The organism is Stenotrophomonas sp. 1337 (genome assembly GCF_031455455.1).
GTDB classification, from domain to species: Bacteria; Pseudomonadota; Gammaproteobacteria; order Xanthomonadales; family Xanthomonadaceae; genus Stenotrophomonas; species Stenotrophomonas indicatrix.
Window position 1 is genome coordinate 15,041 of sequence record NZ_JAVDSR010000016.1, and the last position, 17,603, is coordinate 32,643.

General features: G+C 68.0%; 11 protein-coding genes. 9 read left to right on the forward strand and 2 right to left on the reverse strand.

The genetic code is table 11. The features are described 5' to 3' along the window. Window positions 1-170 precede the first annotated feature (170 nt). Together J2X70_RS18110 and tsaB are read left to right on the forward strand one after the other, a co-directional pair. The gene (locus J2X70_RS18110) at window positions 171-2,219 is read left to right on the forward strand and encodes an ATP-dependent DNA helicase (protein WP_218787865.1); all 2,049 of its coding nucleotides are present in this window, start codon (window positions 171-173) and stop codon (window positions 2,217-2,219) included. Between the two features lie 9 nt (window positions 2,220-2,228). Next, entirely contained in the window at window positions 2,229-2,942 is a 714-nt protein-coding gene (gene tsaB / locus J2X70_RS18115; protein ID WP_025877742.1) for a tRNA (adenosine(37)-N6)-threonylcarbamoyltransferase complex dimerization subunit type 1 TsaB, read from the forward strand. A gap of 625 nt (window positions 2,943-3,567) precedes the next feature. On the opposite strand, the gene J2X70_RS18120 is transcribed toward tsaB, so the two are convergent. Together J2X70_RS18120 and gshB are read right to left on the reverse strand one after the other, a co-directional pair. Continuing rightward, a complete protein-coding gene (locus J2X70_RS18120; protein WP_309911531.1) occupies window positions 3,568-4,452 on the reverse strand; it encodes an energy transducer TonB in 885 nt (294 codons plus the stop codon). Beyond that, window positions 4,452-5,399, reverse strand: coding sequence for a glutathione synthase (gene gshB / locus J2X70_RS18125; RefSeq protein WP_025877747.1), 948 nt, complete (start codon window positions 5,397-5,399; stop codon window positions 4,452-4,454). The genes J2X70_RS18120 and gshB overlap by 1 nt, the downstream gene beginning before the upstream one ends. Window positions 5,400-5,639: 240 nt before the next feature. Between gshB and pilG the strand changes: the two genes are divergently transcribed. From pilG to J2X70_RS18160, 7 genes are all read left to right on the forward strand, one after another. After that, entirely contained in the window at window positions 5,640-6,041 is a 402-nt protein-coding gene (gene pilG / locus J2X70_RS18130) for a twitching motility response regulator PilG (protein WP_005418455.1), read from the forward strand. An 18-nt stretch (window positions 6,042-6,059) separates the two neighbouring features. Continuing rightward, a complete protein-coding gene (locus tag J2X70_RS18135; RefSeq protein ID WP_025877749.1) occupies window positions 6,060-6,422 on the forward strand; it encodes a response regulator in 363 nt (120 codons plus the stop codon). Further along, window positions 6,422-6,952, forward strand: coding sequence for a chemotaxis protein CheW (locus J2X70_RS18140; protein ID WP_025877750.1), 531 nt, complete (start codon window positions 6,422-6,424; stop codon window positions 6,950-6,952). Before J2X70_RS18135 ends, J2X70_RS18140 begins: the two co-directional genes overlap by 1 nt. 41 nt (window positions 6,953-6,993) lie before the next feature. After that, window positions 6,994-9,030: a methyl-accepting chemotaxis protein gene (locus tag J2X70_RS18145; RefSeq protein WP_032974974.1), complete on the forward strand. Its 2,037-nt coding sequence runs from the start codon at window positions 6,994-6,996 to the stop codon at window positions 9,028-9,030. A 100-nt stretch (window positions 9,031-9,130) separates the two neighbouring features. Continuing rightward, the gene (locus J2X70_RS18150) at window positions 9,131-15,814 is read left to right on the forward strand and encodes an Hpt domain-containing protein (RefSeq protein WP_309911535.1); all 6,684 of its coding nucleotides are present in this window, start codon (window positions 9,131-9,133) and stop codon (window positions 15,812-15,814) included. After that, window positions 15,801-17,132: a chemotaxis protein CheB gene (locus J2X70_RS18155; RefSeq protein WP_309911537.1), complete on the forward strand. Its 1,332-nt coding sequence runs from the start codon at window positions 15,801-15,803 to the stop codon at window positions 17,130-17,132. The genes J2X70_RS18150 and J2X70_RS18155 overlap by 14 nt, the downstream gene beginning before the upstream one ends. After that, a complete protein-coding gene (locus tag J2X70_RS18160) occupies window positions 17,129-17,593 on the forward strand; it encodes a chemotaxis protein CheW (protein ID WP_025877758.1) in 465 nt (154 codons plus the stop codon). The genes J2X70_RS18155 and J2X70_RS18160 overlap by 4 nt, the downstream gene beginning before the upstream one ends. Window positions 17,594-17,603: the final 10 nt, after the last annotated feature.

Here is a 17,603-nt window from a genome sequence, read left to right on the forward strand (position 1 = left end):
GCGGCCAACCCCCCAGGGATGGGTTTACGGCGTCCCCGCAAACCCACAGTCCCCCGCCAGCCCTCAGTCCAACCCAGAGCCATGAACAAACGCTGTTGCCGTTGCTTTTGCTTGTGCTCTGGCTTGAAACGGGTGCCGGGCAACGCCCGGCCGGGTATCCTTTCCACCTGATGTCCGACCTTGTCCATGCCAGCCGCGAAGCCCTCAGCGAAGGCGGCGCGCTCGCCTCCCATCTGGATGCGTTCGTCCCGCGTCCTGCGCAGCTGCGCCTTACCGAGGCCATTGCCGCGTCGATGCAGCAGCGCGACCTGCTGCTCGCCGAAGCCGGTACCGGCACCGGCAAGACCTTTGCCTACCTGGTGCCGGTGCTGCTGTCCGGAATGCGCACCATCATTTCCACCGGCACGCGCGCGCTGCAGGACCAGCTCTACCACCGTGACCTGCCGCGCGTGCGCCAGGCGCTGGGCGTCGGCCTGCGCAGCGCGTTGCTGAAGGGGCGCAGCAACTACCTGTGCCGCTACCGCCTGCAGCAGGCACGCGGCGAGCCGCGCTTCTCCAGCCCGGAACAGGCGGCACAGTTCCAGCGCATCCTGGCTTGGTCCGGCCGCTCGGAATCGGGCGATATCGCCGAACTCGATGGCCTGGCCGACGACTCGCCGCTGCTGCCGATGGTCACTTCCACCGTCGACAACTGCTTGGGCAACGAGTGTCCGTTCTGGGATGACTGCTTCGTCGTGCGGGCCCGCCAGCGTGCACAGGCCGCCGACCTGGTCGTGGTCAACCACCACCTGCTGCTGGCCGACCTGGCGCTGAAGCAGGAGGGCTTCGGTGAACTGCTGCCCGGTGCGCAGGCCTTCGTCATCGACGAGGCCCATCAGCTGCCCGAACTGGCCGCGCAGTTCTTCGGCGAAGGCTTCGGCATGCGCCCCTGGCAGGAACTGGGCCGTGACTGCCTGGTTGAAGCGCGCGGCGTGGGTGGCGCACAGTCTGCACTGCAGGAACCGGTCGATCATCTGCAGCAGGCATTGTCTGCACTGCGTGCTGCGATGGAGGGGCTGCCCGCGCGTGGCACCCAATGGCGCGCGCTGGCAATGCCGCAGGTACGCGAGGGTTTCGATGCGGTGATGTCCAGCCTGGTGGTGCTGGAGCAGGCATTGCAACCGCTGCGCGAAGCCGCTGCTGGCCTGGATGCCTGCCATGCGCGCGCACGTGAGGCGATTTCGCGGCTGGGCCGTTGGCTGGGGGATGAAGAACCCGCGCTCGACTTCGATGCCGATCCTGCAGAAGCGACCGCCGCCGCTGGTGACGTGCTCTGGTATGAACTGACCGCGCGCGGTTTCCGCTGCCAGCGCACGCCGATGGATGTGTCCGCGCCGCTGCGCGAACATCGCGAGCGCAGCCATGCCGCATGGATCTTCACTTCCGCCACACTGACCGTTGGCGGTGGCTTCGAGCACATCGCCACGCGCCTGGGCCTGGATGATCCGCAGACGCTGGTACAGCCCAGTCCGTTCAACTGGCCCGAGCAGGCACTGTGCTACCTGCCTGAAGGCCTGCCGGATCCGGCTGCGCGCGGTTTCGGAACCGCACTGATCCAGGTCCTGCGTCCGGTGCTGCAGGCGTCGCAGGGCAGGGCGTTCCTGTTGTTTGCTTCGCATCGTGCGCTGCGCGAGGCGGCCGAGGCGCTGCGTGATGGGCCCTGGCCGCTGTTCGTGCAGGGCGAAGCGCCGCGCGCGACCCTGCTGCAGCGTTTCCGCGAATCCGGCAATGGCGTGCTGCTGGGCTCGGCCAGCTTCCGCGAGGGCGTGGATGTGGTCGGCGAGGCATTGAGCGTGGTGGTGATCGACAAGCTGCCCTTCGCCACGCCCGATGATCCGGTGTACGAAGCGCGGCTGGATGCCATACGCACCCAGGGCGGCAATCCCTTCCGCGACGAGCAGTTGCCGCAGGCGGTGATTGCCCTGAAGCAGGGCGTTGGCCGCCTGATCCGCAGCGAGACCGACCGTGGCGTGCTGGTGCTGTGCGACCCGCGCCTGCTCAACCGGGGTTATGGCAAGGTCTTCCTGCAGTCGCTGCCGCCGTTCCGGCGAACCCGGGCCCTGGCCGATGTGCAGGCCTTCTTTGCGCCACAATGGGCGCCCGTGGCGGATGCCGCTGCCCCGACCGCTGCCGTGGCGGGGCCGGAGCCGGCTCCCGGCGCCACGTTCCCCCTGTTCTGACCCGATCCGATGAAACTGCTCGCCTTTGAAACCGCCACCGAAGCCTGTTCCGTAGCCCTGCATGTCGATGGGCAGGTACGGGAACGCTTCGAGATCGCCCCCCGCCGGCATGCCGAACTGAGCCTGCCGTGGGCGGAGGAGCTGCTGGCCGAGGCCGGCATCAGCCGCCGCCAGCTGGACGGCATCGCGCTCAGCCGTGGTCCCGGTGCGTTCACCGGTGTGCGCCTGGCGATCGCGTTGGCGCAGGGCATCGCGCTGGCGCTGGATCGGCCGTTGCTGCCGGTGTCGACGCTGCAGGTGCTGGCGCTGCGCGCGCCGGTGGAAGAGAAGCAGATCCTGTCGGCGATCGATGCGCGGATGGGCGAGTTGTACGTGGCACGCTTCGAGCGCGTGGATGGACTGCCGGTGGCGCGGGATGCCGAGCGCGTGTGCGTGCCGGCGGCGGTGTCGTTGCCGGATGCTGCGTCCGTCTACGGCGTCGGCACCGGGTTTGCCGCGGCCGAGGGCGCGCTGGTCGCGCAGCTGGGGGCTGGCCTGCGCCGCTTCGATGCAACGGCGCTGCCACGTGCAGCGGATGTGCTGGCACTGGCGGTACCGGCGTTCGCGCGCGGCGAAGGCATTGCGCCGGAGAAGGTCGAGCCGGCGTACCTGCGGGACAACGTGGCGCTGACGCTGGTCGAGCAGCAGGCGGCGCGGGATGCCAAGGCGAAGGCCAACGGCTGAGCCCCTCGTGGCGGGGTGGTGGGTCGCTGACAGCAGAAGCCGTGGGTTGGCCGGGCGGGTGGGCTGCGCAGGGGGCGCCGTGAATCCCCAGGCCGGCCCAGCCGCTGGCGGCTGTGCGTTCGGGCGCTTGCGAAGCAATGCTTCGCAAGCAAAGCGCACTCACCCCTGTAGGCTCGGGCGCGCCATCCATGGCGCTTACGCCCCTGCGCAGCCCACCCGCCCGGCCACGGACAGTTTCCGTGCGCGTTCGCCACGGAAAATCAAAAAAAAATCAAATTCAAAAGCCGGTCGCTTCGCTCGCATCCACGCATGGCGTGGATCTACCGTGCAGGCATGGCGTGGATGCATCGTGTCGACCAAGGTCGACAGCTACCAACAGCAAAGATGCGCCGCGATCGGTCAGGGGGGGGGGCGGTGTGGGCTTGCAGGACCGTTGGCGCCATGGATGGCGCCATCGAGCCCCCATGGATGGGTTTACGGCGTGTCCTGCAAGCCCACACCGCCCCGCCAAACCGAACAGCCCAACCGCCGCTCTTGATCTTGACGTTGCAGTTGCCGTTGCAGTTGCCGTTGCCGTTGCTGTTGCTTGCAGCGGGTCCCGGGCCGCAGGCCCGGGCGGAAAACCTCACCGGTCGTCGCGCAGTTCGCCACCGGGCAGGAACACCCACGTGCGCGTGACCTGCAGGATGTCGATCTGGTCTTCGCTGTCGGGCAACGGCGGGAACGGTTGTGCCAGCTGGATCACCCGCAGCGCGGCCTCGTCCAGCAGCGGCGTGCCGCTGGACTTCAACACCCGGCTGCTTTCCACGCTGCCGTCGCGGCGTACCCCCACGCTGATCACCACCTGTCCCCCCAGCCGGCGCTGCCGCGCTTCGTCGGGGTAGTTCAGGTTGCCGACCTGCTCGGCGCGGTCCACCCACGCACGCAGGTAATTGGCGTAGGCGTATTCACGCGTGCTGGCCGAAACGAATTTCCGGTTCGGGCGCTTGGCGTACTGCGCCGAACGCAGGTGCACTTCCGCCGCCAGCCGCGCCATTTCAGCATCGCGCTGTTCGCGCGCGGTCATCGGTGCATCCGGTGTTGGTTGCAGCGGGGTAGGGTGCGACTGCGCCACGGCCACGGTGTCCTGGCCATTGCGGCTGCTGACCACCCGCGCCTGCGGCGGCGGTACCGGTGCTGCCGACTGCTGCTGCTGGGGTACCGGACTGATGCCGGCCTGGGCCTGCGGCACGATGCCGGCCTGGTTGTCGCGGGGGCGCAGCGCACGATCGTGTTCGCCACCGCCTTCCTGGCTGGCGGCGGCCAGAAAATCGGCCTGCTTCGGGGTCAGCGCGGTGCGGGTCTGGCTGAAAATCACTTCCAGGGTCGGCACCAGGGGCGCGTCGCCTTTCACGGCAAAGCCGACCCCGAGGATCAGCAGGGCGTGCACCAGCACCGACAGGGCGATGGTGGCGCCCAGCCGCTGCGCTTCACGCGGCGGCGGGGCGAGGACGGCAGGTGCGGCATCCATCAGCGCAGATCGGCCTCGATCGCGTCGAACAGGGTCCCGGCGATGTTCAGGCCGTACTGCGCGTCCAGCTCGCGCACGCAGGTCGGGCTGGTCACGTTGACCTCGGTCAGGTAGTCGCCGATGACGTCCAGGCCGACGAAACGCATGCCGCGACGCTTCATTTCCGGGCCGACCTGGGCGGCGATCCAGCGGTCGCGTTCGCTCAGCGGACGGCCTTCGCCACGGCCACCGGCGGCCAGGTTGCCGCGGAACTCATCGCCCTGCGGAATGCGCGCCAGGCAGTAATCGACCGGCTCGCCATCGACCAGCAGGATGCGCTTGTCGCCGGCAGTGATGTCGGGAATGAACTTCTGGGCCAGGGCGAGCTTGCGGCCACCGTCGGTCAGCGTTTCCAGGATCACGTTCAGGTTGGGGTCGCCCTGCCCGCTGCGGAAGATCGAGCGTCCGCCCATGCCATCCAGCGGCTTCAGTACCGCCTGGCCGTGTTCCAGCGCGAAGGCCTTCAGTGCCTTGGCGTCGCGGCTGACCAGGGTCGGTGGGCAGCACTGCGGGAACAGCAGCGCGGCCAGCTTCTCGTTGTAGTCGCGCAGGCCCTGCGGGTTGTTGACCACGCATGCACCGGCGGCGGCAGCGACATCCAGCACCTGGGTGTCGTAGACATACTCGGCGTCGACCGGCGGGTCCTTGCGCATCAGCACGATCTGGCCGGGACCGAATTCGGTCCGCCTGAATGCGCCCAGCTCGTACCAGCCGGCCGGGTCGTCGCGCACCTGCAGGGGGGCGGTCCAGGCCACGGCCACCCCGCCTTCCAGCGCCAGCCCGCCCGGGCGCACGTAGTGCAGGGCATGGCCGCGGCGCTGGGCTTCCAGCAGCATGGCGAAGGTGGTGTCCTTGGCGATCTTGATGTGGGCGATGGGGTCCATCACCACGATGACGTTCAACGGCATGGGTGCACCTGTCAGGCAAGGCGTTGATGGTAGCGGCAACGCCGGCCGTGCGCCTCCCCGGCGATGTGCAACGCAGCGTCCCTTGCCGGGCTGCGCAGTGATTGCCAATCCGGTCACGTTCAGCCCGGCGCCACGCCCCGCGCCACGGACCGCCCTTGAAGCGGGCGCGGGAAGTGCGATATAGATACGCTTTCGCAGCGGCTCCCGCCAAAGATTGGGCCGTGCGCTTGGGGAATGGCAATGACTGAAAACACGACTGCGGGCGGGGAGCTCGCAGGACTCCGGGTGATGGTCATCGATGACTCGAAGACCATCCGCAGGACTGCGGAAACACTGCTGAAGCGCGAAGGCTGCGAAGTAGTGACCGCGACGGACGGTTTCGAGGCCCTGGCCAAGATTGCCGACCAGCAGCCGCAGATCATCTTCGTCGACATCATGATGCCGCGCCTGGATGGCTACCAGACCTGCGCACTGATCAAGGGAAACCAGCTGTTCAAGGCGACCCCGGTGATCATGCTGTCGTCCAAGGATGGTCTGTTCGACAAGGCGCGGGGGCGCATCGTCGGCTCGGAGCAATACCTGACCAAGCCATTCACGCGCGAAGAACTGCTGGGTGCCATCCGCACGTACGTCAACGCCTGACCAGGGGGGAAAGGCACAATGGCTCGTATCGTCCTGATCGAGGATTCACCGACCGACCGCGCGGTGTTCACCCAATGGCTGCGCCGTGCCGGCCATGAGGTGCTGGAAGCGGACAATGCCGAAGATGGCCTGCAGCTGGTCCGCGACCAGGTGCCGCAGCTGGTCCTGATGGACGTGGTGCTGCCGGGCATGAGCGGTTTCCAGGCGACCCGGGCGATGGCCCGCGACGCAGCGATCAAGCACATCCCGGTCATCATCGTCAGCACCAAGGCGATGGAAACCGACAAGGCCTGGGGGCTGCGCCAGGGCGCCGCCGATTACATCGTCAAGCCGCCGCGCGAGGAAGAACTCATCGCCCGGATCAACGAGCTGGTGGCCTGATGCGCTCGCCCTTCGACATTCTTGAAGCCTACGAACGGCGCAGCCTGGCCCACGCGGTGCAGCTGCCCGGGCGGCAGTTCGCCCAGGACCTGTGGCGTGGCGTCGGTTTCCGTGTTGGCCAGCGTCGGCTGGTGTCCGATTTCCGCGAGGTGGTGGAGATCGTGCCGATGCCGCCGGTGACCCCGGTGCCATGCGCGCAGCCGTGGCTGCTGGGCGTGGGCAACCTGCGCGGCAACCTGTTCCCGGTGGTCGACCTGAAGTACTTCCTGGAAGGGGCGCGCACTGTCCAGCAGGAAGGCCAGCGCGTGCTGATCATGCGCCAGGCCGGTGGCGACGTCGCCCTGACCATCGATGAACTGTTCGGCCAGCGCAGCTTCGAGCTGACCCAGCAGATCGAGGCCGGTTCACTGGCCGAGGGACGCTACGGCCACTTCGTCGATCGCGCTTTCCATGCCGATGGCAACGATTGGGGCGTGTTCTCGCTCTCGCTGCTGTCGCGTACCCCTGAATTCCGGCAAGCCGCGGCCTGAGGCCGGGCATCGCCCCCTGCATTGAAAATCGAGGTTGAACGATGAGTACTGCTTCGGATGCCACCAAGTCCGGCAAGCTGCGGCTGGGCGGCAGCAACCTCTGGCTGGCGCTGCTGGCCCTGTCGATGATCCTGTTCGGTGTGAACACCGGCGTGTCCACCTGGCAGGGCAGCCGCCTGGCCGATGCCGGTTCCAAGGCCGCGGACCTGCAGGTGCTGTCGCAGCAGCTGGCCAACCAGGGCCGTGACGCGGTCGGCGGCAACGCGCAGGCCTTCACCGCCTTCAAGGCCACCCGCAACGCGATCGAGCAGAACGTGTCGACCCTGCAGGGCCGCTACGGCAACGAGCCGGGCGTCTCCCGGGCGATCTCGACCCTGGCCGACACCTGGGCGCCGCTGGGCAAGCAGGCTGGCCAGCTGGTGGCCAGTGAACCGGCAGTACTGGCCCTGGCCGGCAACGCCAACAACTTCTCCGGTGCGGTGCCGGGCCTGCAGGCCCAGTTGAACGAGCTGGTGCGTGCGATGTCCGCCTCCGGCGCGCCGTCGTCGCAGGTCTACAGTGCCCTGCAGCAGGTGGTGGTGGCCGGTTCGATGGCGCGTCGCGTGACTGAAATACGCGCCGGGGGCACGGCTGCGGCCGCTGCCGGTGACGCGCTGGCCCGCGACATCACCGTGTTCTCGCAGGTGCTCGATGCGCTGCGCAATGGCAACGAGGACCTGGGCATCACCGCCGTGCGCGGCGCTGCCGCCGTCGCTGCGCTGGAGCAGTCGCAGCAGAAGTGGCAGGCGATGAAGCAGGACGCCGACGCGATCCTGGCCAGCTCGCGCCAGCTGTTCGCCGCGCAGTCCGCTGCCTCTGCACTGGGCCAGGGTTCGGCGAAGATGCTGACCGACAGCCGCAAGCTGTTCGAAGCCTTCTCCTCGTTCGGTTCGGTGTCCGACACCCGCCTGTTCCCGAATTTCTGGATCGGCGTGGTGTCCGGTGCGCTGTCGCTGATCGCGATCATCGGTTTCGTCTCCACCAACGTGCGCAGCCGCTCGCGCGAGCAGGAACTGCGCTACCAGACCCAGGTGGAGTTCAACAGCCGCAACCAGCAGGCGATCATGCGGCTGCTGGATGAAATCTCCTCGCTCGGTGAGGGCGACCTGACGGTGAAGGCCTCGGTGACCGAGGACATGACCGGCGCGATCGCGGACGCCATCAACTACGCGGTGGATGAACTGCGCCACCTGGTGACCACCATCAACGACACCTCGGCCAAGGTCGCGCTGTCGACCCAGGAAACGCAGGCCACCGCGATGCAGCTGGCCGAAGCGGCCGGCCACCAGGCAAACCAGATCACCTCGGCGTCGGACCGGATCGGCGAAATCGCCGCCAGCATCGAACAGGTATCGCGCAACTCGGCCGAGTCGGCCGACGTGGCACAGCGTTCGGTGGTGATCGCCGCCGAAGGTGCCGGCGTGGTCCGCGAGACCATCCAGGGCATGGACCAGATCCGCGACCAGATCCAGGAGACCTCCAAGCGCATCAAGCGCCTGGGCGAATCTTCGCAGGAGATCGGCTCGATCGTGGAACTGATCAACGACATTTCCGAGCAGACCAACATCCTGGCATTGAACGCGGCCGTGCAGGCGGCTTCGGCCGGTGAAGCCGGTCGTGGTTTCGCGGTCGTGGCCGACGAAGTGCAGCGCCTGGCAGAGCGCACCTCCGGTGCGACCCGACGTATCGAGAACCTGGTGCAGGCCATCCAGGCCGACACCAACGAAGCGGTCACCTCGATGGAACAGACCACCGCCGAAGTGGTGTCCGGTGCACGCCTGGCCGAGGACGCCGGCACCGCGCTGACCGAAATCGAGCGCGTGTCCAACGCACTCAATACCCTCATCAAGAACATCTCCATCGCCGCCCAGCAGCAGTCGTCGGCGGCGTCGGACATCACCCGCACGATGGGCGTGATCCGCCAGATCACCGGCCAGACCTCGCAGGGTGCCGGGCAGACCGCCGAGTCGATCGGTCACCTGGCGCAGCTGGCGGCCGACCTGCGTCGTTCGGTCGCCGACTTCAAGCTGCCGGCGTGACACGGGCAGGGCGGCGAGCAAGGAACCAGTCGATGAAGCATTTCCATTCCCCACGCCAGGATCCGCGCGACCGTCGCGCGGCGGCGACCGGAGCGCATCCATGAGCAGCCTGCGCGATGCGATGAGCCACGCAGCCCTGGGCTGGGTCAAGCCCGAGCTGGACGAGACCCTGCGCCTGGTGCGCAACGAGGTCGAGTACTTCGCCGAAGATCCGGCCGACAGCAGCCGCATGCGCATCTGCGCCGGCTACCTGCACCAGGTGCAGGGCACGCTGCGCATGGTCGAACTGTATGCACCGGCGATGGTGGCCGAGGAGCTGGAACAGCTCGCCATCGCCGTCGGCAAGGGCGAGGTCGCCGAGCGCGACGAGGCCTGTGCCACCCTGATGCGCGGCAGCGTGCTGCTGCCCGATTACCTGGAGCGCCTGCAGAACGGACACCGTGACATCCCGATCGTGCTGCAGCCGCTGCTCAACGAGATCCGCGCCGCCCGTGGCGAAGCGCTGATCAACGACAGCGTGCTGTTCGCGTTCGCGCCCGATTCGGTGACCGCCACCGAAGCGGAACTGGACCATGCACGCGGCAGCCTCAGCGGCCGCAACCGCGAGCTGCTGGACACCGTTGGCAACGCGGTCAAGGAAGAACTGCTGCAGGTCAAGGACGCGCTGGACCTGCACCTGCGTACCGACGGTTCGCCGCAGCAGCTGCAGGAGCAGGTGACCAAGCTGGGTTCGGTGGCCGATACGCTGGGCATGCTCGGCCTGGGCGCTGCGCGGGGCGTGGTCGTGCAGCAGCGCGACGCGCTGCGCGGGGTTGTCGAGGGCCGCCAGCAGATCGACGAAGACATGCTGCTGGATATCGCCGGTGCGCTGCTCTATGTCGATGCATCGCTGGATGACCAGGTCGCACACCTCGGTGCCAGTGGCAGTGGCCAGGATGATCCGAGCGCGGTGGAGAACCGGCGCACGGTGGAAGTGCTGGCGCACGAGGCGATCGCCAATTTCGCCGCCGCCCGCGAACATTTCGTCGCTTTCATCGAAACCAGCTGGAACCACGCCGAACTGCAGGACGTGCCACGCCTGCTCGGCGATGTCTCCGGCGCATTGCGCATGCTCGACCTGGGCACCGCGGCAGACTATCTGCGTGGCGTGCAGCAGTACATCGAAGCCGAACTGATCGGTCGTCAGCGGGTGCCCAGTGGTCGCCAGCTGGACACTCTGGCCGACGCCATGGCCAGCCTGGAGTACTACCTGGAAGCCCTGCGTGACCGCCGTCCGGGTCGCGAGGACATCCTCGACATCACCCGCAGCAGCCTGGAAGCGCTGCGCTACTGGCCGCTGCCCGAGCGCGGCGTGGTCGCTGCCGAAGACGTGCAGCCGGTCATGCGCGAAGCTGTGGTCGTGCCAGCCGAGCCGCTGCAGATCGAACCGCTGGATATCGACGTGCAGGCCTCCGCGCCGGCACCGGGTGGCGTGCCGGTGCCGCTGCCCGATTTCACCTTCGACCCGCTGCCGGAGGCTACGCCCGCCGACAACGGCCTGATGTTCGGATCGCTGGGTACGCCAGCGTTGTCGGCCGAACCGCACGGCACCCCGCCGCCCCTGTTGTTCGCTGCCTCCAGCGCCCCCGCGCCGGAAGTGCCGCAGTGGGAACTGGGTGGATTCGACGCGCTGGCAGGGAGTGCTGCCGAACGCAGCGACGAGCGTGCGCCGACGTTCGACAGCTTCGATCCGGTCAGTTTCGATCCTGTGTCCGCCGAACAGTCCGACGCTGCTGCCTGGACGTTGTCCGCGATTCCGGTGCCGGAAGAGGACGACACGCAGGCAAGCGCCGTAGACGGCAATGATGACGCCTTCCTGGCGACGTCGTTGGACGAGACGTCGTCTGCCGCGTCGCTGGACGTGGTGATTTCGCCGGCCTTCGATCCGGTTGCCGCCGAGCAGGACGACCAGACGTCGCTGAGCGACGATGTGGTGTTCCGTTTCGACAGCAGCCTGCTGCACAACGCCGATGACGTGTTGTCGCTGGAGGCAATGGAAACGCTGTCGTTGGACGACGAGCAGGCCTCGCCTGCGACGCTGGAGTTCATTGACGCAGGTGCGGTGGCGCAGGCCGACGATGGCCTGGCCATCACCGAACGGCTCGACTCCACCGTTGACGGCGACGCCGCGATCGATGCCGCAGTCTACGTCGCACCGGCCGCTGATCTGCCCGCATCCGAAGACCTGCCGGCATCGGCGGCTGTGCCGACCGTGGCGCTGGTCGATGTGGATACCATCGCGCCGATCGACTTCAGCGAGGCCGATGCGCAGTTCTTCGCAGAGCTGAATGCCGCCGCCGCCGGCTTCAATCCGCAGGCCATGCCGGCCGCCGTCGTGCCGACTGAGACCGTGCCGCCGGCCGTGGCCGAGGGCGGGTTCGATGCGGGCTTCGACGACGATGCCGAGAACATCGACCAGGACATCCGCGAGGTGTTCCTGGAAGAATTCGACGACGAGCTGGGCAATCTCGGCACGCTGCTGCCGGTATGGCGCATGCAACCGGACAACATGGACCGGCTGCGGCCGATCCGCCGCATTTTCCACACACTGAAGGGCAGTGGCCGCTTGGTCGGCGCACGTACCCTGGGTGAGTTCGCGTGGAAGATCGAGGGCATGCTCAACCGCGTGCTCGATGGCACCCGTGCCCCCACGCCGGCGGTACTGGCGATGGTCGATCACGCATACACGGCACTGCCGCAGTTGAACGCGGCACTGCGCGATGGCCAGCGGGTCAGCGTCGACCTGCAGGCGATGCAGGCCATCGCCGATCGCGTGGGTGCAGGTGAAGAAACGTTCTACGTTGCGCTGCCGGGCGCCACCGCGCCGACGGCCGAGGCGCCGACCGATGCTGCCGCGCCGCTGGACAGCGCCGTGCCGGATGTCGATGCCCCCGCACAGAGCGCTGTCGAAGCGCCGGGTACCCCGGCCAACATCGACAGCGTGCTGCGTGAGATCCTGGAGGCCGAGGTGGAACTCCACCAGGCCACGCTGCAGGGCTGGTTGCGCTCGGCGCAGCAGGCGCCACAGCCGGTCAGCGATGCGTTGCTGCGCGCGTTGCACACCATGAACGGTGCCTTCGCGATGACCGAGGTGCCGGAAATCACCGCCGTCACTGGCGGCGCCGAGTCGTACATCAAGCGTGCACTGGCTGCAGAAGTGGTGCCGGGTGATGACGCCGTGGCAGCCCTGGACGAAACCGCGCAGGCGATCAACGCGACCATGGACGCGCTGCAGGCCGAGCAGCCGCGGATTGCGCCGCAGGCCGAACTGGCGCAGCGCCTGCAGGCGCTGGCCGGCGAGCTGCCGGAAGCACGCTGGCCGATGGGCGGGCTGGACGTCGAGGATGAAGACGAAGACCAGTTGCTTCCGCTGGTCGCAGAAGCGGATGCCGCCGAGGCCGACATGGTCGAGCCGGTGCATGCGGCGGAGATCGAGCCGGAGGTCGAACGCGACACCGGTGCCGAGGTGCTGGAGGCGCTGCAGGTCAGCGAGGACGCGTTGAGCGATGCGGGCCTGGAGTCCGCCGAATTGACCGGCAGCGATGATCTGTCGCGCTACTTCGATGCAGGGTGGCCGTCGATGCCGGACGGCCCGGTGCCGGAGTCGACGCTGGAAGTGGCTGCTTCCACGCTCGTTGCCGCGGAAATTGAAGCTGGACAGGCGGTGGCGACATCGGAAGACACCGCATTGGAAGACACCGCGCTGACTGCGGCGGATGATCTGTCGCCGTATCTGGATGCCAGTGCGCTGCCGGTTGACGACCGCGATCCGGATGTCCTGGATGTCGCAAACGACCTGAATACGCCGCTGCCATCCACACCTGAAACGGCGGTGGATGAAGACGCTGCTGCGCTGCCGCTCGACAGCGAGCTGTCCAGCCTGCAGGATGAAATGGCTGTGCCGGGCTTCGCAGACCCGGTCACGCTGGAAGCCGCGCTCGAGGCCGGCCTTCACGTGATCGACGAGGAGCAGGGCCAGGACGAAGACGGGCAATGGCCCGTGCTCGGCCTGCAGGCCAGCGAACTCGCGCCTGGCGAGGCGGAAGCCTTTGCCGAGGATGCGGACGTCGGCGGGGAGGCGGCGGTCGGTGAAGGAGAGAGCACCGACCAGCCGTCCCCGGCGACGGTGGAAGACGTCGGGGCCGCGGAGACGGCGCAGGACGCCATTTCGCCCTCGCGTTTCTTCGAGCTGGAAGATGCTCCGGGCCAGGCTGCCGCGGCGGACAGCGGCATGATCGTGGTGCCGGTTGCGGCAGAGGCTGCGGCGGTCGAGGTCGAACCTGTCGCCTTCGACAGCGTCGATGCGGCGGTGCCGGCGGATGCGCCCCTGCCCGAAGCCCAGACCGAAGAAGCCCAGACCGACTCCGAATCCGAAGACAGCGCCGATCTGCTCGACTTCAGCATCTATGATCGCGAGCTGGTCGACATCTTCGTCGAGGAAGGCAAGGACCTGCTGGATCATTGCGATGGGCTGATCAGCGAGCTGCGCGAAGCGCCGCAGGATCGCGAAGCCCTGGCCGGCCTGCAGCGCGATCTGCATACGCTCAAGGGCGGCGCGCGCATGGCGGGCATCAATGCCATCGGTGATCTCGGCCACAGCATCGAATCGCTGCTGGAGGCTGTCGCTGGCGGGCGCACCGAGATCGAACGTCGTGATGTGCAGTTGCTGGAACGCGGTTTCGACCGTCTGCACCAGCTGCTGACCCGTACCGGCGAACATCGCATCGTCGAGCCGGCACAGGATCTGCTCGACGCCTTTGAAGCACGCACCACCACCGACATCACCGCCGCTGCCAGCGCAGCTGCAGCCAGTGCTGTCGTCGTGGCGGAGCAGGCCCCGCAGGCGGCTCCGGCCGTGGCCGTGGTCGATGCCCCGTTGTCGGCACCGTTGCCGGTGGAAGGTTCCAGCGAGGAAGACCCGCTGGCCCGTCCGCAGCAGGAACAGGTGCGTGTGCGCGCCGATCTGCTCGACCGCCTGGTCAACCACGCCGGTGAAGTGGCGATCTATCGTTCGCGCCTGGAACAGCAGCTCGGCGCCTTCCGTGGCGCGATGGGCGAACTGGAACGCACCAATGCGCGTCTGCGCGACCAGCTGCGTCGCCTGGACCTGGAAACCGAAGCGCAGATCGTGGCCCGCTACCAGCGCGAGCAGGACCAGGCCGACCAGAAGTTCGATCCACTGGAACTGGACCGTTTCTCCACCCTGCAGCAGCTCAGCCGCGCGCTGAACGAGTCGGCCGCCGATCTGGGTGGCCTGCAGGGCGTGCTGGATGATCTGTCGCGCCAGTACGATTCGCTCCTGCAGCAGCAGTCGCGTGTCAGTTCGGAACTGCAGGATGGCCTGATGCGCGCGCGCATGGTGCCGTTCGACGGCCTGGTGCCGCGCCTGCGCCGTGTGGTCCGCCAGGCCGGCATGGATACCGGCAAGCAGGTTCACCTGACCCTGGAAGGCACCCACGGCGAACTCGACCGCAACGTGCTCGATCGCATGGTCGCGCCGCTGGAGCACATGCTGCGCAACTCGGTTGCCCATGGCCTGGAAGCGCCGGAACAGCGTCGTGCCGCTGGCAAGCCGGAAGAAGGCGAAATCGCCATCCGCCTGCACCGCGAGGGCTCGGAAATCGTACTGGACGTGGCCGATGATGGCGCTGGCCTGGATCGTGAAGCGATCCGCCGTCGCGCCATCGACCGCGGCCTGCTGCCTGCCGATGCACAGCCGAGCGAACAGGAACTGGACAACCTGATCTTCGCGTCGGGCTTCTCCACCGCCGACCAGGTCAGCCAGCTGGCCGGCCGTGGCGTCGGCATGGACGTGGTCGGCAACGAAGTGCGCCAGCTCGGCGGCTCGGTCGACATCCAGTCAGTGCGTGGCCAGGGCGTGCGTTTCACCCTGCGCCTGCCGCAGACGCTGGCGGTCACCCAGGCGGTGTTCGTGCAGATCGGCGAAACCACCTTCGCGGTGCCGGTCGCCTCGGTCAGTGGTATTGGCCGGCTGTCGCACGAGCGCTTCGAAGCAGCCGACAGCAGCTACCGGTACGGTGGCGAAGACTATCCGCTGTACGACCTCGGCAGTCTGGTCGGCCAGGCCCCGGCACGCGCTGACGGCCAGGCCCAGGTGCCGCTGCTGCTGGTCCGCGCCGGCGACCTGCGCGCCGCCGTTGCGATCGATCAGGTGCTGGGCAACCGCGAAGTCGTGGTCAAGCCGGTGGGCCTGCAGATCGCCTCGGTGCCGGGCATCTACGGCGCCACCATCACCGGCGATGGCCGGGTGGTGGTGATCCTGGACGTGGCCCCGCTGGTGCGTCGTTTCCTGGCCAACCCGACCGCGCCGGTGCTGGTCAACGCACCCCGCCAGGAACGGCAGGTGCCGTTGGTGATGGTGGTGGACGATTCGCTGACCATGCGCAAGGTCACCGGCCGCATCCTGGAGCGTCACAACTTCGAGGTGAGCGTCGCCCGCGATGGCGTCGAAGCCCTGGAACAGCTGGAAGAGCGCGTGCCGGACCTGATGCTGCTGGACATCGAAATGCCGCGGATGGACGGTTACGAGCTGGCCACCGCGATGCGTGCCGACCCGCGCTACAAGGACGTGCCGATCGTGATGATCACCTCGCGCAGCGGCGACAAGCACCGCCAGCGCGCCTTCGAAATCGGTGTGCAGCGCTACCTGGGCAAGCCGTACCAGGAGCTGGACCTGATGCGTAACGTGTACGACTTGCTGGGGATTGCCCGTGTCCGTGAGTGACCTCGATCCGGTTCCGGCCGTAGCCCTGCTGGCCCGCCCGGGTGCGGCGCGTGAGCGCCTGCGCGAGGCGTTGGCCCATGCCGACGTGCAGATCGTGCTGGAAGACGATCCCATGACGCTGGAACCGCAGGCGCTGCATGATGCGCGCCCGCAGTTCGTGGTGATCGCGCTGGAAGCGGCCATTGAAGACGCGCTGGAGCGCCTGGAACCGGCGCTGTCAGCACCCGGCTTGACCCTGGTGTTCGACGAGGCTGAACTGGCCGCGCGTCGCGATGGTTGGGAAGCGCAGCGCTGGGGCCGTCACCTTGCCGCCAAGCTGCACGGCCACCAGCAGGTGCTGCCGCCCGGCGCCGAGGACGAACCGGCACTGCAGCTGGAGCCGGGCCTGCCGTCGACGCCGCCGGTGCCGAAGGAAACCGCGCTGCAGCCGCACCTGGAACAGGCCCGTTCGTGGGCCGACGACGTGCCGGCTGATGGCCTCTATTCGCCGCCGACACATCTGCACGAGCCCGTCGCGCTGGAGCAGGCGCTGGCTGCGCTGCAGCCGGTGCTGCCGGAAACGGCAGCGCCCGTGCAAGCAGCACCGGAACCGCCGCCGGTACCGGCAGCTGCGCAGTCGGTATTCACCGACCACACGGCCTGGTCGCTGGTTGACGAGGCCAGCGACGCGCCGGCAGTTGCATCGGCTGCCGCCTCGACCGAATCGGCGGAACCTGCATTCGATACCGGACATCTTTCACTGGTCGACCTGGACGCTGCCGCGCCTGCAGGCAGTCGCTCCGGCGCACTGCTGGTACTGGCCGGTATCGGCGGTCCCGATGCGTTGCGTCGCCTGCTTGCTGCACTGCCCAGCGGGCTGGCCGTGCCGGTGCTGGTGCACATGCGCCTGGACGGCGGCCGCTATGGCAACCTGGTCAAGCAGATGGCGCGCGTATCGCCGCTGCCGGTGCAGCTGGCCGAAGCCGGCCAGCGCGCCACCGCTGGCGAAGTGCACGTGCTGGCCGATGACATCGGCGTGCACGCTGCTGCCGATGGCCTGTATTTCCAGAGCGAAGCGCAGGGCATCTCGATTGCCGCGTTGTCGGCCGAGCACAGCGCGCTGGTGCTGCTCAGCGGTGCCGATCTGGCCCATGTGGGCCCGGCGTTGGACCTCGCCGCCGCCGGTGCCTGGGTGGCCGGGCAGGTGGGCGAAGGCTGCTACGACCCGGCTGCGGCGACGGCGGTGGTCGCCGCCGGCATGGTGGCCGGTGAACCGCAGGAACTGGCGCAGGTGATCGCCGCGCGCTGGGGCCTGGATGACGACGGAGATGCCGCATGAGCTACGCCAGCAATGATGAGATCCGTGGCGTCCTGATCTCGGCCGGTGCCGAACGGGTCCTGCTGCCCAATGCAACCGTGGCCGAGATGATGTCGCGGGTGCCGGTGCAGGCGGTCGCCGACGCGCCGCGCTGGCTGGTGGGTGAGATCGGCTGGCACGGTTGGCAGGTGCCCCTGGTGTCGTTCGCACGGCTCTCCGGGTTGGGCGAAGAGACGGTGGCCGGCCACAACAAGGTGGTGGTGCTCAAGACCCTCAACGGCAACCCGCAGCGCCCCTACTACGCGCTGTTGACGCAGAGCTTCCCGCAGCTGATTTCGGTACCGCGCGATGGCCTGCTGGCCGACGCGTCCGAGGAAAACCTGCCTGACATCGTGCACATGCGCGTGCTGCTGGGCGAACAGAGCGCGCTGTTGCCGAATCTCGACGCGCTGGAAGCCGCGCTGGATTCGCTGACGGCTTGACCGGAATCCG